Annotated in this window: 20 protein-coding genes; 6 read left to right on the top strand and 14 right to left on the bottom strand. The window is 53.4% G+C overall.

The window, feature by feature from the left end:
- Positions 1-3 precede the first annotated feature (3 nt).
- Positions 4-501 (bottom strand): GNAT family N-acetyltransferase, encoded by a 498-nt coding sequence (locus TALK_RS08540; protein WP_245829785.1) that lies wholly within the window; start codon positions 499-501, stop codon positions 4-6.
- A 426-nt stretch (positions 502-927) separates the two neighbouring features.
- Between TALK_RS08540 and TALK_RS08535 the strand changes: the two genes are divergently transcribed.
- Complete coding sequence (locus TALK_RS08535) at positions 928-1,404, top strand: Lrp/AsnC family transcriptional regulator (protein WP_085617858.1); 477 nt, start codon at positions 928-930, stop codon at positions 1,402-1,404.
- A 419-nt stretch (positions 1,405-1,823) separates the two neighbouring features.
- Here TALK_RS08535 and TALK_RS08530 read toward each other — a convergent pair whose 3' ends face one another.
- Positions 1,824-3,161 carry an MATE family efflux transporter gene (locus TALK_RS08530; protein ID WP_085617856.1) on the bottom strand — a complete coding sequence of 446 codons (1,338 nt, stop codon included), beginning with the start codon at positions 3,159-3,161 and terminating at the stop codon, positions 1,824-1,826.
- A 656-nt stretch (positions 3,162-3,817) separates the two neighbouring features.
- Here TALK_RS08530 and TALK_RS08525 point away from each other — a divergent pair.
- The 3 genes from TALK_RS08525 to TALK_RS08515 all read left to right on the top strand — a co-directional run bounded on the left by TALK_RS08525 (position 3,818) and on the right by TALK_RS08515 (position 8,909).
- The gene (locus tag TALK_RS08525) at positions 3,818-4,519 is read left to right on the top strand and encodes an alpha/beta hydrolase (RefSeq protein WP_085617854.1); all 702 of its coding nucleotides are present in this window, start codon (positions 3,818-3,820) and stop codon (positions 4,517-4,519) included.
- Positions 4,520-5,183: 664 nt separating this feature from the next.
- Positions 5,184-6,884, top strand: a complete 1,701-nt coding sequence (locus TALK_RS08520; RefSeq protein WP_085617852.1) for a methyl-accepting chemotaxis protein — start codon at positions 5,184-5,186, stop codon at positions 6,882-6,884.
- A 324-nt stretch (positions 6,885-7,208) separates the two neighbouring features.
- Positions 7,209-8,909: a methyl-accepting chemotaxis protein gene (locus tag TALK_RS08515; RefSeq protein WP_085617850.1), complete on the top strand. Its 1,701-nt coding sequence runs from the start codon at positions 7,209-7,211 to the stop codon at positions 8,907-8,909.
- Positions 8,910-9,063: 154 nt separating this feature from the next.
- On the opposite strand, the gene TALK_RS08510 is transcribed toward TALK_RS08515, so the two are convergent.
- The 7 genes from TALK_RS08510 to TALK_RS08480 all read right to left on the bottom strand — a co-directional run bounded on the left by TALK_RS08510 (position 9,064) and on the right by TALK_RS08480 (position 13,200).
- Positions 9,064-9,651 (bottom strand): YceI family protein, encoded by a 588-nt coding sequence (locus tag TALK_RS08510; RefSeq protein ID WP_085618260.1) that lies wholly within the window; start codon positions 9,649-9,651, stop codon positions 9,064-9,066.
- 2 nt (positions 9,652-9,653) lie between these two features.
- Positions 9,654-10,208 (bottom strand): cytochrome b, encoded by a 555-nt coding sequence (locus TALK_RS08505; protein ID WP_085617848.1) that lies wholly within the window; start codon positions 10,206-10,208, stop codon positions 9,654-9,656.
- Between the two features lie 105 nt (positions 10,209-10,313).
- Positions 10,314-10,907: a YceI family protein gene (locus TALK_RS08500; RefSeq protein ID WP_085617846.1), complete on the bottom strand. Its 594-nt coding sequence runs from the start codon at positions 10,905-10,907 to the stop codon at positions 10,314-10,316.
- Positions 10,908-11,388: 481 nt separating this feature from the next.
- Positions 11,389-11,835 (bottom strand): DUF2155 domain-containing protein, encoded by a 447-nt coding sequence (locus tag TALK_RS08495; RefSeq protein ID WP_085617844.1) that lies wholly within the window; start codon positions 11,833-11,835, stop codon positions 11,389-11,391.
- A 6-nt stretch (positions 11,836-11,841) separates the two neighbouring features.
- Entirely contained in the window at positions 11,842-12,087 is a 246-nt protein-coding gene (locus TALK_RS08490) for a hypothetical protein (RefSeq protein WP_085617842.1), read from the bottom strand.
- Positions 12,088-12,210: 123 nt separating this feature from the next.
- Positions 12,211-12,672 (bottom strand): outer membrane lipid asymmetry maintenance protein MlaD, encoded by a 462-nt coding sequence (mlaD, locus tag TALK_RS08485; protein ID WP_085617840.1) that lies wholly within the window; start codon positions 12,670-12,672, stop codon positions 12,211-12,213.
- Positions 12,673-12,837: 165 nt separating this feature from the next.
- Complete coding sequence (locus TALK_RS08480) at positions 12,838-13,200, bottom strand: NADH:ubiquinone oxidoreductase subunit NDUFA12 (protein WP_085617838.1); 363 nt, start codon at positions 13,198-13,200, stop codon at positions 12,838-12,840.
- A gap of 915 nt (positions 13,201-14,115) precedes the next feature.
- On the opposite strand from TALK_RS08480, the gene TALK_RS08475 reads away from it, so the two are divergent.
- Positions 14,116-17,835 (top strand): vitamin B12-dependent ribonucleotide reductase, encoded by a 3,720-nt coding sequence (locus TALK_RS08475; RefSeq protein ID WP_085617836.1) that lies wholly within the window; start codon positions 14,116-14,118, stop codon positions 17,833-17,835.
- A 102-nt stretch (positions 17,836-17,937) separates the two neighbouring features.
- On the opposite strand, the gene TALK_RS08470 is transcribed toward TALK_RS08475, so the two are convergent.
- The 5 genes from TALK_RS08470 to TALK_RS08450 are packed head-to-tail and all read right to left on the bottom strand — an operon-like array spanning position 17,938 to position 23,675.
- Complete coding sequence (locus TALK_RS08470) at positions 17,938-19,137, bottom strand: NnrS family protein (RefSeq protein ID WP_085617834.1); 1,200 nt, start codon at positions 19,135-19,137, stop codon at positions 17,938-17,940.
- Positions 19,137-19,877 carry an ABC transporter ATP-binding protein gene (locus TALK_RS08465; RefSeq protein WP_085617832.1) on the bottom strand — a complete coding sequence of 247 codons (741 nt, stop codon included), beginning with the start codon at positions 19,875-19,877 and terminating at the stop codon, positions 19,137-19,139. The genes TALK_RS08470 and TALK_RS08465 overlap by 1 nt, the downstream gene beginning before the upstream one ends.
- Positions 19,877-20,692 carry an ABC transporter permease gene (locus TALK_RS08460; protein WP_139833766.1) on the bottom strand — a complete coding sequence of 272 codons (816 nt, stop codon included), beginning with the start codon at positions 20,690-20,692 and terminating at the stop codon, positions 19,877-19,879. The genes TALK_RS08465 and TALK_RS08460 overlap by 1 nt, the downstream gene beginning before the upstream one ends.
- Before the next feature lie 18 nt (positions 20,693-20,710).
- On the bottom strand, positions 20,711-21,721 hold the full coding sequence (locus TALK_RS08455; protein WP_085617831.1) for an ABC transporter substrate-binding protein: 1,011 nt from the start codon (positions 21,719-21,721) through the stop codon (positions 20,711-20,713).
- A gap of 37 nt (positions 21,722-21,758) precedes the next feature.
- Positions 21,759-23,675, bottom strand: a complete 1,917-nt coding sequence (locus TALK_RS08450; protein WP_139833765.1) for a TonB-dependent receptor domain-containing protein — start codon at positions 23,673-23,675, stop codon at positions 21,759-21,761.
- 259 nt (positions 23,676-23,934) lie between these two features.
- Between TALK_RS08450 and TALK_RS08445 the strand changes: the two genes are divergently transcribed.
- A complete protein-coding gene (locus TALK_RS08445; RefSeq protein WP_245829783.1) occupies positions 23,935-24,546 on the top strand; it encodes an isochorismatase family protein in 612 nt (203 codons plus the stop codon).
- Positions 24,547-24,579 lie beyond the last annotated feature (33 nt).

Raw genomic sequence — 24,579 nt, 5'->3', positions numbered from 1 at the left:
GCGTTACGCCCCCTCTTCCATATCGGTTTCAAGCTGGATAAAGGGACCGGCCATCATGCCCTGTGCGCGGAAGAACGACATAAGGTCGGTCGCGTCGCGCGGTATCATGGTGCGGATTTTGGTGACCCCGGCCTTGCGGAAACAACGGCAGATTTCCTTGTAAAGAACACTGCCGATCCCGCCCATACGCAAATTCGGCTCGACACTGACCGTGCCGACCCAGCCACACGGGACCGAATTGAATTCCCACGACCGAACTTCACCGAAAATACAGCCCAGCAATGTATCGCCTTCTTCCGCAATCAGGAAAAAGCGCAAATCCTTGCGATTGCCAAAACGGGTAAACAGGTCATCCCAATAATCGGGCTTGCGAAGGCCCGTTGTGCGGTCATCAAGCGCCACCACATTGGGCAGGTCTTCCTTGACCGCCGGACGAATATTGATTTTATGCTCGCCAATCGTGACCAGGTTGTATCCCGGTGTGTCTTGCGCAGCGTCCACCACGTTTGCCTTTCGTGTCCTAAGGGTTGGTTCTCCAACCCTCGCTCCTGACAGGAGTAAAATACGTAAATTGGTACGATTATACTATACTGCCATTACCGGACGCGGCAATGATAAGTTCCGCTGCACCTGCTCACAAAGAAAAGCAATACAATGACTTGAATGACATAGCCCCGATATTTGATGCATGCAAGTCCTATCAGGGTGCATTGCAATACGCACATCTTGTGCTCAGGATCAAATTCACAATTTATTACCGTAAAAGATCATGCCATGGATCACGCAAAGATTGACAGAAACGCGAAGTCATGGCTTATCGCGAAACAGAAATTTTGCGCAACATGGCTGACTTTTGCAAAGATCAGCCCGGCGCAAATTCCACCTGAAATACAGTAACACTTATCGACCAAAGGAGTGGGGCACGCCATGGCGCGCAACGGTTTTGACGCAATTGATCGCAAAATTCTTCGCGAGATTCAGGAAGACGGGCGCATCTCGATGGTCGAATTGGCCGACAGGGTCGGCCTTTCCGTATCCCCGTGCCTGCGCCGCCTGCGCAAGCTTGAAGAAAGCGGTGTGATTCGCAAATATGTTGCCCTGCTCGCACCGTCGCATTTGAATTTGGGCGTCAACGTCTTTGTCACCGTATCTCTGACCCAGCACGACGAACCGTCGCTTAGGCGCTTTGAAACCGCCGTCCAGTCGCACCCGGAAATCGTCGATTGCTATGCCATGGTCGGCAATCAGGATTACATGATGCGCATCGTGGTTCAGGACCCGTCCGCCTATCAGCGCTTCCTGTCCGAAGTCATGATGAAACTGCCCGGTGTCGCCAATATCAAATCAAGCTTCACCCTGCACGAAGTCAAAAACAGCACCACCCTGCCCGTGCCTGACGCCTAGGATCGGGAATTTAGCGCCTGACATCCCGGAAAGATCCGCATCAATACGCCGCTATATTTCGTAAAATATAGCGGAAAAACATCGCGCCACGTCCTCAACTCTGTCCTCCGCACAACGTCAAACCACGCTGACACAGGCAACTTCCTGCCCCGGCAAACACCTACGCCATCTCTGATGCGCCGCCAAGCATATCGCAGCGAACTTGCCCCGCCCAATGCTCCCACAGCCCAACTTGACCGCTCTGACACGCAACCCGCAGCACTTACCGTCCAGAAATATCTACTCCGGCTCGCAGGGTTCTGGCATGCCGCCCCAGACTTGCGGCCTCCGACACCCAGTTTCAGCCATGCTGCCTCCAACATGTCGATGTGACCACCCGGTTCTGACTTGGCCGGTCCGCGTCGCCTTTGAGCAAGAAACTAAGCCCCGGCCATCCGTTTTTGCGGAATGATCGTCGGGAACAAAAGCGCAAGCGTCACCCCGCGCAGCAGGAAAAACACATTCAGCGCCGCCCACAACAAATGATTGCTGTCACACATCACCGCCCCCCACGCCAACCCGGCATAAAGCACAACCGATAACAGCATCATATTGCGCCAATGTTTGGTCTGCATCGCGCCCAAAAATACGCCGTCGAACTGAAATCCCAAAACGCCGGTCACCGGCAGGATCACCGCCCATATCAAATAACGATATGAAGCTTCGCGAACTTCGGGGATCGTCGTTAGCCCATCAATGATCCACGGCCCCGCCAGTCCGAAAACAATCGCCATCACCACGGCCGACACAATCGCCCAGACGGTCGTCTTGCGCACCGCCCACAGGAACTGTTTGCGCCGTTCCGCGCCATAGGCCTGCCCGACAAGGGTTTCCGCCGCATGGGCAAACCCGTCAAGGGCAAAGGACCCAAACACCAAAAAGTTCTGCAACACAGCATTGGCGGCCAGCGTCACCTCGCCAAAGCGGGCGGAAAAACTGGTAAACAACGCAAAGGCCGATGTCAGGGCCATCGTCCGCACAAAAATATCGCCATTGATTTTCATCAGACGTGCGATCTGTGCCCGATCAAAAACTCCGATCCCGCGCCATGTCCCGCCAAGCCGTTTCAGATGCGGTTGCATCAAAAACCAGCCCAGGACCACACCGGAATAATCGGCAATCACCGTGGCCCCGGCCACCCCGCTAACATCCCATCCGAACCCTTGGACAAACAAGATATCAAGGATCATGTTCAGACTGTTGAGCACCACCTGAAAGATAAACACAGCCCGGGTATCACGCATCGCCAGCAGCCAGCCCAGCATGCAATATTGCATCAGTGTCGCGGGCGATGCCCAGATGCGAATATGGAAATAATCCCGTGCCGATGCTTCAACCGCGGGCGACGGCGCAATCAGCGACATCGCCAACTCGATAATCGGCCATTGCAGCACCATCACCAAAAGCCCGGCACCCACCGCAATCAGGGCCGCCCGGGCAAAGACCGCACGCACCCCATTGGCATCGCGCCGCCCATGGGCCTGTGCGGCAAGCCCGGTGGTCGCCATACGTAAAAAGCCAAAGCCCCAGAAAACATAGGAAAAGATCAGCGCCCCGATCGCAACCGCACCAATATAATGCGGGCTGTCCAGATGGCCGACCACGGCGGTATCAACCGCGCCAAGCAATGGCACAGTGGCATTGGACAAAATAATCGGCAGGGTCAACGCCAGAACGCGTCGGTCCCCCTTGCCGAACCAGCGACGTCTACGGCTCATGGTCGCCTCGGATAATCGTTTAATCCTGCATCAGGATCGAATGGGGTAAATTCCGGATCGCCCGGATCACCCGGACGAATTCTTGTGACACAGTTTTCCATGCCACAAAAGATGCGTCTGACACGGACAATAATGTCCTCTGATACCAAAGAATCCACATTGAGGAATAATTTCGATGGCTTTATCACCCTTAAGGCGATTTCTTTACGCCCAATATCCCGGATGCGAAATCGCCAGCGCCCTGATTACACGTCATATTTTTTTCACAATCCCCAGCAAATGACTGTGAAACCGCGATATTTTTAAAACTCAACTTTTGACCAGATAATCAGGATTCCCTGATAGAACCCTATCCCAATGAATAGCACCTCGCGTCATAGTCCTTGGCGACTGACACAAATACTGATCAATTTTCCTTATACTGTGTCAACCATCCACAAAGTTATCCACAGGCCTCTGCCATCCGGGGCAAAGACACAATCACCCGCTGAATTTCTATTTCGGTTACCGTTTTCCCGACAAACAACCGGAATGCCTACGGCGATTGCTCTATACCTTGCTATGCTGTTATTCAAAGCGGTTATTAAAAACACTGGCCGTTACGCCGTTGCGTTGCTAATCAGATGACAAAGATAACCAAAGGGACCTGATCTGATATGACCGCCAAAACCGCATTGAATGGGCCCATCCTGCCCGCCGCATCGGGCACGACAAAAAGCATCGTGATCCTGCTGCATGGCTATGGCGCAGATGGCAACGATCTGATCGGGCTGGCACCGAGCTTTGCCCGCATCCTGCCCGACACTGCTTTTTATTCGCCCAATGCGCCCTTCCCGTGCGAAATGTCGCCTTTCGGGCGTCAATGGTTCAGTCTGGCCGAATACGATCCTGAATTCCTGCGCCGTCAGCCCGAAACCATGTCGGGTGCGCTGCGCGCCATGGCCGAAGGGGCCGCAAAAAATGCGGTCTCTATTGATGACTTTATCGATAGCCTTCTGGCCAAACATAACCTTCCGGCAAACAAACTGGCACTGGTTGGCTTTTCACAGGGCACGATGATGGCGCTGCAAACCGCCCCGCGTCGCAATTTGGCAATTGCCGGTGTGGTCGGTTTTTCCGGTGCCCTTCTTGGCGAAGAAGCCTTTGCCGGTGCCATCCGCTCAAAACCGCCAATGATACTGGTTCATGGCACCGCCGATCCGGTCGTCCCGATCGAAGCATCACGTCTGGCCCATAAAGCCCTGACGGCGAATGGTTTTGATGTTGAACTGCACGAACGTCCAAACCTGCAACATGGCATTGACGAAGAAGGCATCAATCTGGCGTCGGCATTCCTCAGCAAACATCTGGGGAACTGATCCCTGCCGATTGGGCGACAGAACCAATTCCCTGACAGCATTCTGATCCGGACGGCCGATGGCCTTGCCACCTTATCCGCCGTTCAGCCATCGGCAATGTTTATGCAAAACACCTAAAACCTAGAATGTGGCAATGACCATATTCCACAACATGATGACGTGCCGCACAAAGTTGCCGCACGTCATTTTTGCCTGAGGATGGTGATTTACGATGCCGGGTCCGGTATTTTTCATTCCCTTGCATCTTTCATGATCTGACGATGGGATTCCGCTTTGCAGTTCTCTCTATTTTTCTGAGGGTTTACACAGCCTCTACCCTACTTGTCTTTGTCTGTTCTTTGTTTAGCCATCGACGGTTACTACCCATTATTTCAAAATATTGGCCTCGTATCACGCCCCGCACAGCCTATTTCGCGACTTTGGATCATACAAACACCCAAAAACCTATATCTAAATAGCCAATTAGCGATAGACTAACCATCCCTTTGGATAGTACAAATTCTTCTAAAGTTTATTTCGGATTTTGAGATTTCCGAATACTTAAACTTCAGTCAGACATGCACATACCTTCTTAAACTATCGCGTGCACCTGCGTCTGCACCGTCCAGAATAGATGGCACCCCGGACAGTCACGCTGAATAGAATGCTGTGGTAAGGAATTAAGATGCTAAACAGTCTTCGTATTGGTCAAAAAATTACACTGATGTCAGTCATTGCACTTGTTGGGCTGATTGTCCTGAGTACTGTTCAATTGACGTCAATGCATGGCGCCTTGCTTGAAAGTCGCAAGGACAAAATCAAGACAACGGTTGACCTTGCCTATACTATTGCAGCCGGATATCAGAACCGCGCCAAACAGGGTGACCTTTCCGAAGCCGACGCAATCGCCCAATATTACACGTCGATGGTTGAAGGGCGTTTTGACGCTGGCGCAGGTTATCTTTTTGCCTATACCCCAAAAGGCATCAACCGCCTGCATGGCGCCAAACCGTCCCTGCACGGTACTGATATGTCTGGCGTCAAAGATCCCAACGGCAACTATATTGTCCGCGATCTTTTGGCGGCTGCGAAATCCCCTGATGGTGGTTTTTTCAGCTATTACTGGCCAAAACCGGGCGAACCGGATGACAAGCTGTATGAAAAGGTTTCCTTCTCACGTACCCTACCATGGGGTGATGCGATTGGAACCGGGCTTTATGTCGATGATCTGGAAAAAACTTTCTGGGAAAATGCGACCGTCATCCTGTTTGTTGTGGTCATTATTTTTGCCGTCCTCGCGCTGACCGGCCTTTTGATCGGACGCAATATCACGCTGGGCCTGCGCCAGCTTTCCCATCGTATGACCCTGATTTCGGATGGCAACTTTACCGGTGACATCGAAGGACAGGACCGTCGCGATGAAGTCGGCATCATGGCCAAAACGGTCGTCGCCTTCCGCGAACAGGCCCGCCATAATCAGGAACTTCAAGCCCGCCAGAAACAGCTTGAAACCGAAGCCGAAGAAAAACGCCGTTCCGGTGTTCTTGAAATGGCCGGCGCACTTGAAAGCCGGGTCAAAGGCCTGATCCAGTCGATTTCGAGCTCGATCGCGGACATGAAAAAAGCGACCGGCACCATGCAATCGGCGACCGAAATGAACAGCAAACTGTCGGGCGATGTCGCAACCGCAACCTCGCAAACATCGGTCAACGTTCAAACAGTCTCGGCCGCGACCGAGGAGCTGACCGCATCTTCTGATGAAATCGCCCAGCAGATCGCGCGTTCAGCCGATATTGCCAATCAGGCCAATGATGAAGCAACCCGGACCAATGAAACAGTGACCGGCCTTGCCGATGCGGCCCAGAAAATTGGTGATGTGGCAAAACTGATCGGTGATATCGCCGAACAGACCAACCTTTTGGCCCTGAACGCCACAATCGAAGCCGCACGTGCCGGGGATGCGGGCAAAGGCTTTGCCGTGGTCGCAAGCGAGGTCAAAAACCTTGCCAATCAGACCGCCAAGGCGACCGAGGAAATCAACCAGCAAATCCTGTCGGTTCAAAACGAAACCGGCGAAGCGGTTGAAGCAATCCGTCGCATTTCAGAAACCATCGCCAAGGTCGCTGACAGTTCAACCGCGATTGCCGCTGCTGTCGAAGAACAGCACGCTGCCATCGGTGAAATTTCGCGCAACGTCCAGGAAGCTGCCAACGGCACGCGCGAAGTGTCGGAACGAATTGAAACCGTCAATGACAATGCCGGTCAGGTTTCAAACGGCACCATGCAATTGGCCCAGACCGCCGAAAAACTGGTCGCCGAAGCCTTGTCGCTGGACGAAGCCGTCGAAACCTTCCTTGCCGATCTGCGCAGCAAGGCCCGCGACTGATACCGCTTTATCTCAGCCCAAAAGCAAGAAACGCTGCCGGTTCTCTGGCAGCGTTTTTTTATGGCAAAATAGAACTCAATAACCTGCATTTAGTCGCATCATGGCAGTCCCCCCATTGAAAAACACATCTATGGTTGCGGAACTCCTTGAAAGCAACGACACGAACACCAATACCTAAGTATTGAGAAAACTATTCGAAAGAACAGCAACACGGATCGTTTACCACCCAAAAGATGAGTTAGCATATTTCAATGCTCTAATATAAAAATTGCATACACCCACTTTTGCAAGAACAACCGGACCAAACCATATCGAGGGCCAAAAATGTTACAGAAACTCAAGATAGGGAGCAAAATCGCCAGCCTTTCTGGCGTCGCACTGATCGGCCTTATCGTCATTGCGTCAATTCAATTGATCAGCCTGCGTGATACCATGCTTGAGGATCGCAAAGACAAACTGCGTGCAGCAACGGAAATTTCCGCATCAATCGCAAGAAACTATCAGGCCCGCGTCGATAAAGGCGAGATTGAACAGCAACAGGCCATCGACGACTTCTATCGCTTTATGGCCCCCGCCCGCTTCGATGATGATATTGGCTATATGTTTGCCTTTACCTCAACCGGCGAAACGGTCATGCATGGCACCAATCCTGCACTGATTGGCAAAAACCTGAGCGGCCTAAAAGATTCCAACGGCGTCTATTTCACCAGCGAACTGGTCAAGGCCGGTAGTCTTCCGGGCGGTGGCTTTGTAACCTATTACTGGTCAAAACCCGACCAGCCAAAAGAAATCACCTTCGAAAAACTCTCATACGCCGCTCCACTGCCGTGGGGCCACATCATTGGCACCGGCATCTATATCGATGATCTGCAATCAGCCTTCTGGACAAATGCCACTTTCGTGATCGTCATTTGTGCAAGCCTTCTTCTAATTCTGATCCTGACCGGGCTGATTATTGGTCGCGACATTTCAGGTAGTCTGAAAAAACTTTCATCCCGCATGAACCTGATTGCCCGAGGTGATTTCAGCGGCGAGATCGAAGGTCGGGATCGCGGCGACGAAGTTGGCGAAATGGCTCATACCGTTGTTTCCTTCCGCGAACAGGCCTTGGAAAACAAAAGACTTCAGGCCAATCAGCGCGATATGGAACTCAAGACCGAAGAACAGCGCCGTAACGCGATCATGGATATGGCAAATTCGCTTGAACAACGCGTCAAGGGCTTGATCCAATCAATTTCCGGGTCGATCACCGAAATGCAGACGGCAACCGGCGACATGCAAAAAGCGACGAATATGAACAGCGAATTGTCCCGCGCCGTGGCAACCGCGACAACCGAAACATCAAACAATGTTCAAACCGTCTCTGCCGCAACCGAAGAATTAACCGCATCGTCGGATGAAATCGCCCAGCAGGTATCCAATTCCGCTGCCGTTGCCGCCGAAGCCAATGAAGAAGCCGCCAGAACAAACGAAACCGTTATCGGCTTGGCCGATGCGGCCCAACGTATTGGCGATGTTGCCAAACTGATTGGCGATATTGCCGAACAAACCAACCTTCTGGCACTGAATGCCACGATCGAGGCCGCACGCGCCGGTGATGCAGGCAAAGGCTTTGCCGTGGTCGCCTCCGAGGTCAAAAACCTTGCCAATCAGACCGCCAAGGCGACCGAGGAAATCAACCAACAAATCCTTACCGTTCAAAATGAAACCGGTGAAGCGGTTGAAGCCATACGCCGGATTTCGGAAACCATTGCGCGTGTTGCCGAAAGCTCGACTGCGATATCGGCCGCTGTCGAAGAACAGCATGCTGCAATCGGTGAAATTTCACGCAATGTCACACAGGCCGCCAGCGGAACCGAGGAAGTATCCCAGCGGATCGAAACCGTGAACGACAATGCGGCAAAGGTATCATCGGGCACATCCAGCCTTGCACATGCCGCCGAAAAACTGGTCGGCGAAGCCGTCGATCTCGATAAAGCTGTCGAAACCTTCCTTGAAGATTTACGCAGCAAGGCAAGCATCTAGGGAGAGGAACCCTCAGGCCCACTCCCACACAAAAAGCTGCCATCGTTCACCGATGGCAGCTTTTTTCATTCCTGAAAATGTCCAAAAATTACAATCCTGCATCTTGCACAGCCCGGCAACGCCGAACCGCAAAACACATCAAAATACGTTGCGATTAACGACTGGCGTCAATATCAATCTTGATGGTGACCGCGTCACCGACTTGGCTGGTGTCGCTCCACTGGCCCTGACCAACGCCAAAATCAGTGCGCTTGATTGTCAGCCTGCCTTCGACTTCTGCCTTGCTGTCGCTAATCTCAAGATCGAAAGGCAAAACCACTTCCTGTGTCACATCGCGAATTGTCAAATCGGCGATGGCTTCGTATTTTCCCGGTGCGACTTCGACAAAGGATTTGGTTTCGAATTTCGCCGTCGGCCATTGGCCCGCATCAAACCAGTCTGCTGAAATGATCTGACTATCCCGATCTGCATTACCGGTATCAGCAGATGCAATATCAATCAGAACACGAACCTTCGATCCGGCAAGATCATCCGGGGCAAAGGCGATTTCGGCGGTAAACGTCTTGAACTTGCCGTCAAATTCGGCGCCAAGCTGCGTCCCGGTAAATTCAATGCTGCTGTCATCGGCATTAACCTGCCACAGATCAGCCGCCAATACCGGGGCGGAAACCCCGATGACGGATAACGCAAAAGCCGGAACAATCACCGAAACCCGCAAAAGATTTTTAAAAGAAGTCATCATGATCAATTCCCCTTCGCCGCCCATGGGATCATCCGGCGCAGCGTCGCATCGCGATTGATAAAATGGTGTTTGAATGCGGCACCGACATGCAGTCCAACCAGACCGACAATCGACCATGACAATGCCCAATGGACGAATTTCAATTGCTCATAAAGCACCTTGTCCGGCCCCACCAGATCGGGAAGCGTAAACAGGCCAAACACACTGACCGAATAATTCGCCGCCGATGACATCAACCACCCGCTTAGCGGCATCGCCAGCATCACGGCATAAAGCGCCAGATGTGCGGCCTTGGCGGCACGGTGTTCCCATGCCACATCGCCAAGGGCTGTCGGTGTTTGTTCGGCCAAACGCCAGACAATACGTAAAATGGCAAGCAACAGGATCGTTACCCCGATGGATTTATGGCGCGAAATCCAAACCAGCTTTTCCATGCCCAACGGCAAAAGATCCATATACCAACCGATCGCAAACATCGTGGCAAACAGGATCGCCATCAGCCAATGAACGGCTTTGGTCACGGAACCAAAACCCGTTTGCGTGCTGCGTAGTGCCATAGGCCGGTCCTTTCATGGTCTTCCCGAAATAGAAAAACCGGCGGCTGTTCCGGCATTCGGTAATCAAAACCGAAAACCCGGTGATGCCGCCGGTTTGTCCGGAAATTATTTCTGCTGCAGGAACTCGGTCGAAATCTGCAATTCAACGTCGTCGCTGACGGCTGGCACCAGATAGGTCATGCCAAATTCCGAACGGGTAACCGTTGCGGTTGCGGCAAAGCCAAGGGTATGGGTGCTGCTCATCGGGTTGTCGCCTTCACCGGTCAGGGTCACATCAAACACAACCGGTTTGGTTTGCCCCAAAATCGTCAGATCGCCCGTAATGGTCGCTGTCGTTTCGCCGGTAAGTTCAACCGACGTGCTTTTGAACGTCGCGGTCGGATGGTTTGCAACATCAAAGAAATCAGCAGATTTCATATGATTATCAAGCGCCTCGACACCGCTATCGATTTGGGCAAGATCAATCGAAATACTGGCCGATGATGCTGCCGGGTTTTCGCGATCAAGCGTCAAATCACCGGTCGCACCGCCAAAACGGCCCTGGAAATTCGAAAAACCAAGATGGTTGACGACAAAAATCACGCTGGTGTGGCTCGGATCGAGTTTATAGGTCTCGGCTGCCTGTGCGCAAACAGCTGCCCCGGACAAACCCGCGACAATCGCCAGTGCAAAACCGGCCTTTTTCAGCGAAGTAAACATATCAACATCCCTTTTTATCAAAATTGTCCGACGCATCGTGCGGTCAGGACATAATATTGCATCGCAACAGAACTGGTAAAACAATGACAGCATGGCCCCCGCCCCTCAAGCCAGACAGGATGCAACACTCATTTTCCTCACAGGAAACAATAAAGCCAATTTGCGCCTTATTTTATCCAGAATGAGAACGCACTGATTTTGGGATAAGGAACGCATCCACGATGACCAGCCTGCTCAGAGCCGCCTTTTGCCACCCTTTGCACAACATTCCATTCCCATACAGACGTAGCGTCAAAGCCATATAAAAGCCGACCATCGCCCATCACGGCGATCCATCATCTTGATGTTGATGACATTTGGGAAACAATAGGAATATTTACCGCAGCTTTGACCACGGCAAGCCATACTGTGGCTTCAACTCTTGCAAGATACAGCTCGTTCAACAGCGCAACATGCCGCCAGATCAACCGGGCACCATGCCCTATTCGACCGGTGCAGGTTGCCCCTGTTCGGCGGTGTCATCGGCTGCCGGATCAACCGGACTAAGGCATTCCTTGACCCAGACGTCATAAACCGGGTGTTCCAATGCCGAAAGCCCCGGGGTCGATGCAAACATCCAGCCGGAAAACAATTGTTCGATCGTGCCATTGGCATCATCGCGCATATCGGAAATTTCAAGGAACCCGGCACTTTCCGGGCGTTCTTCGGGCGGGGTACGATAACAGGCATCAACCCGGATCGACAATGTGCCAAATTTCACCATCTGCCCGACCGGCACTTCGAACGTCGAAATGCGCGCGGTGATTTTATCAAGCCCCTGCAACTGGGCAATCTGGGCCGGGCGATAATCAAGCGCAAAGGCTGACGACAAGGCTGCAGCCGATGCACATATGGCAACAGCAGCGCCAAACAAAACTCTGGATTTCATGATGATTTAATCCTGCCCGTCTGGCTTGCCATAGGGATTGTGCAATTCTTCGACAACACTGCGCATCACCAAACGGAACTGTTCTTCGTCACAGCCCATCAGCAACGCATCTTCCATCGCTTCCTGCATGATTTCACGCAGCTCGCCGAAATTGTCGTTCAGAACCTTGATTTTCTCTACACAGGAAAGCGGCGACCCATCGGGGGCCTGCCATGTGGGAAAATGTTTGTTCATGCTGTCGGACTTGCTCATAAACCGGCTCCACTGCCTTTCAGGCTGATCTGGATATCGTCTGTCATGCTGCGTTTCGCAACCTTGTCACAGCCTGATCGGTAAAACCGGCAAAATCATGACCGGATAACCGATCGGTTCGTCCTATTCCGATTTTGCCGAAGAACTGCCCGATGAATAAATCACCTGTCCGATCAATTCCTCAAGGTTAACCGATCCTTGCGTATATTCAATCTCGCCACCTGGCACGATCATATCCACATCCCCGCCCGGCTCAAGCGAGACAAACTTGCCGCCCAGTAATCCATCGGATGCAATCTTGGCTGAACTGTCCAGCGGCAACTCAACGTCGCTTCGCACCGTCATCTTAACCACCGCCATATAGGTCTGGGGGTTCAGATCCTGTGCGGTAACCGATCCAACCTTGACGCCCGAAATACGCACATCATTGCCAACAACAAGCCCGTCAACCCGGTTAAAGCTGGCCGACAGCTCGTATCCGTCAACAGACTCAAGCCCCGCCCGCGAATAACTGAATGCGGCAAAGCCAACCGCCACTGCGATTACCGCTGCCCCGGCAAGGGATTCGATCAGTCTGTTGCTCATGGGCCCTATCCGTCTTCACTATCTTGTTGATCTGTATGCTGTCTTATTCTGCATATTGTCCTGCACCGTGCCAAAACACAACCGGATCAAAACAAAACCAGACAAAAACACACTCGGGCGCAAACAATGATGCTGCGCCCGAGTGTAAGATATAACGAATTAAATTCAGCCTTCCGGCGACCATGCCTGATAATCGCCGGTCGCCTTGGCGCGTTTTCCGCCGCTGTATTCATGGCCTTTCGGGCGATAGGCATGTTTGGTGCCCGTCAGGTTCGGCAGGTGTTCTTTCTGCCAGTCATAACGGTCTTCGGCTTTTTCAGACAGCGGCGCATCAAGGGTATAATGCAGCCATGCATGCCATTCCGCCGGAACCTTGGAGCCCTCGGCAATACCTTTATAAACAACCCAACGCTTTGTACGGCGACCTTCGGCCGCTTTCTTTTCGGTGTAATACACATTGCCGAAACGGTCTTCACCGACTCGTTTGCCAAACAGCGCGGTAAAAATGCGGGTCCCTACGGTGGCCATCTGCGGTCTCTCTCCAGAACTGGTTTTCCGCCCTTGGCGGCGCATAACACTTATGTTTGTGTCACACGGTCAATCAGGAACCTTATATGTCGTGATGTTACGACAAAGTCAATGTTTCAGGCACCTTCGCACCGCATTTCGGCAGGTCACAGGATAAGGCACACCATATGAAGCGATGCCCCCTTCATCGCCGCGTGATATCCGGTAAAAATCAACCCCAAAACAACCCACAACCCCTTGTGGGCATCCGACTCATTGAAACACAATCGTCACACCATCCTGTCCACCTGTTTATCCACAGTTACACAGGCGACGCCAGCGATTCCAAGTCCGTCCGGCCTTGAAAATTCATGCCATGGAAAAACATCAATTTTCATATAAATATCAAAATGTTACGTATATTTTCCATGATAGAAAACTCATCGAAATGCAGATGTCGGTGCTTGGTACTGGATTTGAAATGCAAACGGCGTTAGCTTGCTTTTGCGTTACGGGGATGTTGTCCCCCTGGCACTACATGTAGTCCGAGTCTTAGCGACCCCGGACGATACCGCCATCAGAAAAATCGCAGTATTCTGCGACCTTGGCGGGGATTCAAACAATCTTAACGAGATTTTTCAAATATCAAATAAGCGCCACATTGGCAAAAACACCACATCTAGTGATTAAATCGGTGTCAACCACAAAGTTTGGTGGACGCCCCCAGAAAACTACCCTTATAGTCAGCCTGACAAAAGGGGTGGTTCCAGCGGGGGGATCAGCACCAAACAACACAGACTTTCGTTTGTCCAAACATGACCAATTCATAAAGGTCAGGGGGCAGCGTTTGAGCATTGAGCAAACTATATAAAGTCAGACACTGTATGCGCAAACCCCGTGCGCGACATTTATGTTTGACCGCAACCGGAGCAGACCATGCGGATCACGAGAAAGTTCACCCAGGAAGGTGTCAGCCCTTACGCAGACATCGATTTTCGTAAGTCATCCTGCGTCATCAAAAACCCCGACGGATCGGTGGTCTTTGAGATGAATGACATTGACGTCCCCGGCACCTGGTCACAGGTCGCAAGCGACGTTTTGGCGCAGAAATACTTCCGAAAGGCGGGTGTTCCGGTCGCTTTGAAACCGGTCAAGGAAAAGGACGTTCCGTCCTGGCTCTGGCGTCAGACACCTGACATTGCCAAACTTGAAAAAATGCCAAAAGAAGGCCGCTACATCAGCGAAACCAGTGCCACTCAGGTCTTTGACCGTCTGGCAGGCACTTGGACTTATTGGGGCTGGAAAGGCGGCTATTTCGACGGCGAATCCGATGCACAGGCGTTCTTCGATGAAATGCGCTATCAGCTTTCGCACCAGATGGGCGCACCAAATTCACCACAGTGGTTCAATACCGGTCTGCATTGGGCCTACGGCATTGATGGCCCGGCACAGGGTCACTCCTATGTTGATTTCAAAACCGGCGAACTGACCAAATCGGCCAGTGCTTACGAACATCCGCAGCCCCATGCCTGCTTCATCCAGTCGGTTTCGGACGATCTGGTCAATGAAGGCGGCATCATGGACCTTTGGACTCGCGAAGCCCGCCTGTTCAAATTCGGTTCCGGTACCGGTTCGAACTTCTCGAATGTGCGCGGCGAAGGCGAAACCCTTTCGGGTGGCGGTCGTTCGTCCGGCCTGATGAGCTTCCTTAAGATCGGCGACCGTGCAGCGGGCGCGATCAAATCGGGCGGCACCACGCGCCGTGCGGCCAAAATGGTCGTGGTTGATATCGATCACCCCGATATCGAAAACTATATCGACTGGAAAGTCGTCGAAGAACAGAAAGTCGCGGCCCTTGTCGCCGGTTCAAAACTGGCTGAAAAGCACCTGACCGAAGTTCTCGCAGCCTGCACCAACTGGGATGGTGCCGCCGATTCCGAAGATCGTTTCCTGCCGCGCGCCAACCCGCAGCTTAAAGAAGCTGTTCTGGCCGCCCGCGCTGTGATGATCCCGGATTCCTATATCAACAAGATCATCGAATTCGCCCGTCAGGGCTTCACCGAAATCAACTTCAAGACCTATGACACCGATTGGGACTCCGAAGCATACCTGACCGTATCGGGCCAGAATTCAAACAACTCGGTGCGCGTCTCGAACGGTTTCTTGCAGGCTGTTCTTGATAACGGTGACTGGGAACTGATCCGTCGTACCGATGGCAAGGTTGATAAAACCATCCCGGCCCGCGAATTGTGGGACAAAGTCGGCGAAGCCGCATGGGCCTGTGCCGATCCGGGAATCCAGTACGACACCACGATCAACGAATGGCACACCTGCCCGAATTCGGGTCGCATCAATGCGTCCAACCCGTGCTCGGAATATATGTTCCTTGACGATACCGCGTGCAACCTTGCCTCGATGAACCTGATGAACTTCCGTTCTGATGATGGCGGGGTTGATATCGCGGCCTATGAACATGCTGTGCGCCTTTGGACTGTTGTTCTCGAAATCTCGGTTCTGATGGCTCAATTCCCATCGGATCGGATTGCTGAACTGTCCTATCGTTACCGTACGCTTGGTCTTGGTTATGCCAATATCGGTGGCCTGTTGATGAGCATGGGCATTCCCTATGACAGCGACGAAGGCCGTGGCATTGGCGCCGCACTGACCGCGATCATGTGTGGCGTTTCCTATGCAACCTCGGCCGAAATGGCGTCCGAACTCGGCGCCTTCCCGGGTTATGCCGATAACGCCGACGAAATGCTGCGCGTCATGCGCAACCATCGTCGTGCCGCACATGGCGAACAGGAAGGCTACGAAGGCCTGACCATCAATCCGGTACCGCTTGTTGCAGCCGATAGCCCCTATGCCGATCTTCCGGTTGCCGCGCGCGCCGCATGGGACAAAGCATTGGAACTGGGCGAAAAGCACGGTTACCGCAACGCTCAGACCACGGTTATTGCCCCGACCGGCACCATCGGTCTGGTCATGGATTGCGACACCACCGGGATCGAGCCGGACTTTGCCCTTGTAAAGTTCAAAAAGCTTGCTGGCGGCGGTTACTTCAAAATCATCAACCGCACCGTTCCGGTGGCACTGGCAACGCTCGGCTATACCGAACGTCAAATCCGCGACATTGAAAAATACGCGGTTGGTCATGGCACCTTGGTTGGATCCCCGTCCATCACCCATGATGATTTGAAGGCCAAAGGCTTTAACGACGACGCGATCACCAAAATCGAAGGCGCACTTGCCAACGCATTCGACATCAAATTCGTCTTTAACAAATACACCTTTGGCGAAGAATACTGCGTCAAACAGCTTGGCCTTGATGCCAAGGCGATCAACAGCATGAACTTTGACATGCTCGCCGCCCTTGGTTTTGATAAAAAGCAGATCGAACTGGCAAACACCTATGTTTGCGGCGCGATGACGCTTGAACAGGCCCCGCATATGCGTGACGAAGATCTTCCTGTCTTTGATTGCGCCAATCCGTGTGGCCGTATCGGCAAACGTTATCTGTCGGCTGAAAGCCACATCCGCATGATGGCCGCGGCTCAGCCGTTCATCTCGGGTGCGATTTCGAAAACCATCAACATGCCCAACAATGCCTCGATCCAGGATTGCAAGGACGCCTATATGTTGTCCTGGCGTCTCTGCCTTAAGGCAAATGCGCTATATCGTGATGGCTCGAAACTCAGCCAGCCGCTGAACTCGGCACTGGTCGAAGAAGACGATTACGCTGATCAGTCATCCTCGGCCAAAGTCGCCGCGGTTTCCGAACAGATCGTTGAAAAAATCATCGAACGTGTGGTTCAGGGCGAACGTCGTTCCCTGCCCTCTCGCCGCAAGGGTTACACCCAAAAGGCCACCGTTGGCGGCCACAAGGTTTACCTGCGCACCGGTGAATACGAAGACGGCAAGATCGGTGAAATCTTCATCGACATGCACAAGGAAGGCGCGGCGTTCCGCTCGCTTATGAACAACTTCGCCATCGCAGTGTCCATCGGCCTGCAATACGGTGTACCGCTCGAAGAATACGTCGAAGCCTTCACCTTCACGCGCTTTGAGCCATCAGGCATGGTTTCCGGGAACGACGCCATTAAAATGGCAACCTCGATCCTTGATTACATGTTCCGCGAATTGGCAATTTCCTATCTTGGCCGTAACGACCTTGCCCATGTTCAGCCCTCAGACATCCTGCCCGACACTGTCGGCAAAGGCGTTGCCGAAGGCGGACTTGGCAAAGAAGCCAAAGCCGAAGACCGCGCTATTGAAACCATTCGCAAAGTTGCCTCCAGCGGGTTTGTCCGTCGCAACCTTTATGTTGTCGATGGCGGCGCTCCGGTCGAAGAACATGTGACCACGCTAAAAGCAACCGGCACCGACCATGGCCATTCCCATGATCACGGCCAGCACGCGGCAACCGCAACGGCGACGATTTCAAGCACGACCACCGTCACCAGCAGCGAAACCGCGATCCTGAATGCCAGCGAAGAAGTCATGTCGGCATCGGATGCCAAAATGGACCGCATTCGCGAAGCGCGTATGAAAGGCTACGAAGGCGACGGTTGCCCCGATTGCGGCAACTTCACCCTGGTGCGGAATGGCACCTGCCTTAAATGCGATTCTTGCGGCGGCACCACCGGCTGCTCGTAAGGGCCCCGGTGACACCGAACGTCTGATTAAATACGCAAACCGGCCGGGATTAATTTCCCGGCCGGTTTTGTTTTAACGATCATCAGCTTGGTTTGGCAGGACCTATCCCGGCTGCCCATCGGCGCGCACGGATAATAGTTTGGGCACGAACACCACCAGATAAAGAACAAAGGCCAAAATCCACAAAACCGATGCCCCGCCGATCATCAAATCATAAGGGATAAAATCGATATAACTTCCCCCCACCCGCAGCACTGCCGACAGATTGATCAAAACAAGCGCCCCATAAAGCGCAACCGGGAACCGCAATTCCCGCCCGCTATGGCGCAGCCCGGCAATCCCCATAACCGTCAGGATCGCACTGCCCGCCGCACCAATCCCCAATCCATGCAGAAAATCAGTCCCAAGGCCCATTCCCCAAATCGCCGATATTCCGATCCCGGCAAAGCCAACCGCGATCCAGCCATGCCCCAGATACAGCCCCAAAACATAGGGCCGTCGCAAAACGCGCCCAACGTGAAAATCGCTTAGAACATCAAGTTGGGCGGCGGCGGCGGCAAGCGCGATCCATCCGCCAACCGCATGACCGGGGAAAGTTCCATCGACCGCCAGATACAGCAACACCACAAAATTCGCCAGATTTCGGCGCGGTGGTGCCGGGCGAAATGTCGGATCACACCCGTCTTGTTCCAGGGCGAAATTAACCACAACCATCGCAATTCGGGTGGTTGATAACACAATCAACACCATCATCAGCAAAAGGGCCGACCGCAGGCCGGTTTCGCCCCATCCGGCATCGCCAAAAAACCCGCCCGGCAAAAACCCACCGGCAAAAAACACAACCTGCGCCAGAAACAAACCGCCAATCGCCCAGACAAACCCGGCATGACGGCGCATCCGTGCCGCCATCATCGCGCGCGTCACAATCGCGCAAAGCACCGGCAAAAACGCAAGATTAACCACCGCCACCAATTCAATCGGCAATACAGCGGCGAAAATCATCGCACCCCGCCCGGCCAGCCACAGCCCGACAAGCAAAACCAGCCCCCGCCCACAAAGCGGCGCGGTTGCCGTCCAGCTTGGCAAAGCCGTCAGGATAAACCCGGCAAGGGCGGCGACCATAAAGCCGTAAATCATTTCATGGGCATGCCAAAGTCCGGGCGATGCCCAGGGCAACGGATCGACGCCATCAAACAAAACAAATAACCAGATCGGGATAATCGCGATGGCATATCCCGCCGCCAGCAGGAAAAACGGCCGGAACGCATAAGCCCAAAGGGGATGCAGATAAAAGCGATCCATCACAGCCTGTCTGTATCCTGTGCCCCGAATGCCCGCGCCACAACCGGCACCGCCAGCAAATCACCAACCTCATTGAAAATGTCGCGTTCTGCGCGGCAACCGGGCGTGCCGGACATTTGATGTTGATAAACAATCCCACGCGGATGCCGGTCCATCACAACGATAACATCGCTGATCCGGGCGGCTTCGATCAAATCATGGGTAATAAACACCGCCGTCAATCCGCGGTCTGAAATCTGGCGCACCATCAAATCCTGCAATTCCTGACGCAGGCCGACATCAAGCGCGCTAAACGGTTCGTCAAGCAACAACAAATCGGGTTCAATCACCAAGGCCCGGCCAAGGGCAACACGCTGGCGCATCCCGCCGCTCAGTTCATGGGGATATTTATCCAGATCGCGCAAATCAAGGCCAAGCGTGACGGCAAGCGCGCCAATCCTGTGCTGAAAATCAGCACGTCTTTGGCCCCGCGCAGCAAGGCCAAACGCCATATTGTCGCCCGCGCGTTTCCACGGCAATAAACGCGGTTCCTGAAACACCATTGCCGGATTGCGAAAATCACACTCAAGACTGCCGCTATCGGCATCAATCAACCCGGCTGCAATCATCAATAACGTCGTCTTGCCACAGCCCGACGGCCCGACGAGTGAAACAATCTTGCCCTGCCCGATCTCAAGCGAGATATCGGAAAAAATTTCCTGCCCCATCCGGCTGACCGAAACCGATTTCCACGCCAGCATCACATCCTCCGCATTTGGGCAGATGACCCTTGCCCGGCAGGGCGTCGGCGCCATGTTTCGGTGCGCCGTTTAAGGGGTTCCAACACAAGATATTCCACCGCCAGCAACAATCCGACCACCGCAACAATCCACGCCATGGTCGCGGCCGTATCAAGATTGACCCGCGCAGTTGCCATTCTGGCCCCGATCCCGTCCGAGGTCGCCAAAAGTTCGGCCATCACCGCAACCTTCCACGCCATGCCAAGCGCAGTAATCCAGGCCGGAAACAGATAGGACAGGATATGGGGCAGATGCACATCAACAAAAATACGCAACCGACTGGCGCGAAAAATACGCGCCATATCCTCAAGCTCGCGGTCAAGGGTACGCGTGCCTTCCACCGCCCCGGCAAAGGTGATCGGGATGCTGGTTACAATAACGGTAAACATCGGTGTCATACCGGTTGGCCCGAACCACAATAACGCCAGCACAATCCATGCAATCGGCGGAATGCCCAGCAACACCGTCACCACCGGGCGCACCGCACGGGCGGCTGTCATCGATAACCCGGCCATAACCCCGACCAAACTGCCAATCAGCCCGGAAACCGCAAACCCGCCAATCGCACGGATGGCGGTATCCGAGGCCGCCGATATAGCCGATCCATCACGAATAAACCCCACAAGCCGCGCAAACGCATCGGCCGGGGCCGGCAGGATAAAATCGCCATAAACCGCGTGCCCGGTTTCCCAAAGCGTAACAAACAGGAAAAGGCCAACCAACGCCCCCCAGACACTCCAAAAATAAACGGCAATGCCTTTGATAACGCCAATCACGCCTTTCCCTGCCTCCGATCAAAGTGAAAGATAGAATGCATCGGCGGGCAATTTCCCGCCGATAATATCGGGGGATTGCTGCGCCAGCGTTTCAAAGAAAAATTCAAGATCCGCCCGCGCATCCGCCGCCGAGACCACCCGTAAATTGGAATACGGAATGGATTTTTCGATCACCGGCCCGGCAATTTCCAGATAATCCTGCGCCAGTCGTCCGGCACTGGCCGGATTATTATTCACCCAGTCGGTTGACCGCGCTGCCTGTGCGTTAAATGTCGTTACAAAATCGGGCTTGCGCGCCAAAAGACCGTCACTCACCACCGCCCCGGCCTGTGGAATAAACGGTGCGCGCCCGGTCGCCCGTCCCCATTCATCCTGAAGGCTCAGGACCCGATTAACCGCAATCGATGCGCCAAGACCCTTAAGGATTGATGCCGTTGCAAGTGGCTCTGGCAAAATCGCGGTATCAACCCGCCCGGCCAACAAATATTGCACCGCCTCAAGCGGGGTCGCGGTGTAAAGGATGTTAACATCCTTATCCGCCGACATCCCGTTTGCGCCTAGAATATGGCGAAACACCAGATCGGGCATGTCATTGCGGAACGGCATGACAATCGTTTTCCCGCCAATATCAGAAAGCGACGTCACAGCCTTATCCGTGCTCATCATATAAAGCAGGCCCCAGGTCATCACATTCGCCATCTTGACCGGCAACCCACGATTAAACAGGTTGGCTCCGGTATAGGTCGGCACAATTGTGATTTCCATGTCACCCGATGCGACCCCGGCGCGCATTTGATCCGGCGTCCGCCAAACCCGAAAAACCGATCCGGGTGCCGCGTCTTGTATCGCGCTGCTTTCCGTCAAATGGGCCAGCGCAATCGACGGGCCGACCGGCGGCCCCCAAATACCAACCGCATCCGCCGATTTTTCGGCTGCGGCAAAAGCATAGCGTGATGAAAGTGCGACCGCGCCGCTGGTAACCGCCCCGGCCAGAAAAGCCCGGCGGCCAAGTTTTATTGCATCGAACATCGTCGTCTCCTTTAAACTGCACGATCATCCGTGCGGATTAGAAATTGCCCGACAAACGGACCCAAATCGCCCGCCCCGGTGCATATATCGTTGATTTTCCGGGGTTTTCGATGTGGTTGCCCTTGATGTATTCGCGGTAATCACGGTCCAACAAATTGTCGATCCCCGCACTCAGCGACATACGATCGTAAACCTGCATCCCGGCATAAAGATCCAGCACGCCAAAACCGCCGGTATGTTCGTCAAAGCCGCTTCCCGTGGCGGTGTCATCATCCAGCCGGTTTTGATCGGCGACCAACCGCAACCGCGACCCGACATTCCAGGTCCCAAGGCTGCCAAGACTTTCGTGATAATCGACCAGGATATTCGCCTCAAGCGGGGCTACCTGATAAACGGCCCGGTTGTCGGTTGTGTTCTCTGCCCGCTGCCAGGTTACATTCATCCGGCTTGATAAATTCCGCGTCGCATTCCATTGCAGATCGGCGTTTGCCGCCATCCAATTGGCGTCAACATTGCGAAAAACATAGGCCCCGTCGCTTAAAAGAACACCGCTTTGCCCGCGCGCCCGATCCAGCGTGATGAAATCATTGATCCGGTCGTAATAAACCGACCCGCTTAGACGGACCGATTGGAACAGGCCAGACCCCGGTTTTTTACGCTGATAATCAAGATAGGCATCATCTTCAAAGATCGTGCCGATTTCAAACTTGTGATGTTTTTCCGCTGAAAGCTGCGGATTACCGACCCAGCGTGATGTCGTTGCACCGCTAACGGCGTGGTATTTCTCGATATTATCTGCCGACCTTACAAGCCGCGATGCATCGCCATAAACCGTAAGACCGGCGGGATGAACAAGCTGCTCATAACGCAAGCGCCCGCTCAGATTGTTGTCCGTCGCGTCAAGGTCCGTGGTCCCGTAATAACTGCTGTAAAGGGTTCTGGGGCTGATATTGAACAATGCCGGGTTTGGCCCACCATCGGGCACCTCGTCGGCGGCCCCCGGTGCGGTATGCACCCGTTCAAACAGGATGCCCGCCTTTAAAGTCCGGTCCTGTTCGGCGCCAAAACTTTTTTCCGTATCAAGATTAAGCGCCAGCGTATCGCGATCAACATCTGGTATCCGCACGGAATTGACCTTGTCGTCATTCGTAACGTTATACCGTCTCGCGACATGGTTATCGTGCGTTCCGGTAAATGTCAGGGCGTTTTCCCAACCCGCCGTATCAAAGGATGCCTTGCCCTGCCCCTCCCAAATTCGGCGGTCAATCGCAACCCGCATTTTCTGGCCGCTATTGCTGCGCAGGCTGTAATTATCCGCACGGCGGGTTAAATCGATCAACTTGAAACCGCTCTCGAAATCAACGCCCGTGCCAAAAATATTGCGCGTCTCAAGGATCGCCCGACCAACCTTTCGATCCGTCTCAAGCAAATCCAAGCCATGATGGGGCTGCTTTTCGTCGGTAATATCGTCCTGAATCCCGATCAGTTTCAGCGACGCCAAGGGGGATGGTGTCCATCCGGTCACAAACTGGCGCACCTCGCGGCGATACCCGGCATCGACTTCTTCGCCATTGCCGCCTTCATAACTACCGGAATCTTCAAACCGATAGCCCCCCATGGCAAAACCTTCCGCCCCTTTGATCGCGGCTTGCCCGGCATAGGTTTTTGTATCCCCCGCCCCGTCAAAACGGGTTGTCACCTTTACCGGGCGTTTTGCGCCCAGAACACTGTCCTCAGCCCCTTCGGATTTTTCCAGCGCACCATGGCGAAACTGATGCATCGGGTCGGCTGTCAACAACGTTTCCGGTGTAATAAGTTTCGGCGGCCCGCCCTTGGCATGACGTTGCACCACCGTCGGATCAACAAACAACTCCTGGGCAACAACCTGCCCGGACAGCACCACAAAAAATGCACACCCCAAACCAAAAGCAGTCCCCCCGGACATACGCTTCATCAACCCCATATCAGTTCCCCATTCCCATGATCAGACGTCAGTTTCACTGACACAAACACGCAACCCTAAATGCAATTAGTTTTGCGAATCATTTTCACTTGGGATGAAATATAGAGCCTCCTCTGCCCCATCCTTGACTTTGGTCAAGAAACGATATTCGGTCTTAATCGCAAAAAACCTTCAACCTGAACAATAAGTTAGTTCTGATGGTTAAAACACGACTTTTGCGTGCAAAGCCCTTGTAAAAGGATGTTGAAATTTGCACACTGCCCGAATTGGAACACCTCGGCTGAAAGAAAGTGCTGTTTTGACCCCGCTTGATGCCACCACTGCCCTGATCGTCCTAGATGTGCAAAAGGCCATCGACGATCCGAAATGGAACAGCAAAAACAATCCCGGCTATGTCGATGCGATTGTGCGCTTGCTGGACGGGTTCCGCGCATCAAACCTGCCTGTCATTCATGTCCGCCACCAAGAAGCCAATCCGGCCTCAACCTTTTATGCCAATGGCCCCGGCCAACCGTTCAAGGATGAAGCAACACCGGTTGACGGTGAAACCGTCATCACCAAAACCGTCAATTGCGCCTTCATCGGCACCGACCTTGAAGATCAATTGCACGCACGCGGCATCAAACGGCTGATATTTACCGGCGTTGTCATTCACAATTCAATGGATGTGTCGATCCGCGCAGCACAATGTCTTGGTTTTGAAGTCTATCTGCCACTTGATGCCACCACCGCGATTGACATTACAGACGCCAATGGCAAACGGTTCGACGCGCAAACCGTTTTTGATCTCTATGCTGCTGTTCTGGCATCGGAATATTGCACATTAACCCGCAGTAAAGATGTAATCAGCGCCCTGCCCTGAACCATCTTTGTTCGGTACGAACCATCTATGACA

Source organism: Thalassospira alkalitolerans (genome assembly GCF_002115745.1).
GTDB classification, from domain to species: domain Bacteria; phylum Pseudomonadota; class Alphaproteobacteria; order Rhodospirillales; family Thalassospiraceae; genus Thalassospira; species Thalassospira alkalitolerans.
Note: the sequence above shows the minus strand (reverse complement) of the source record. Positions and strands in the feature narration are given on the sequence as shown.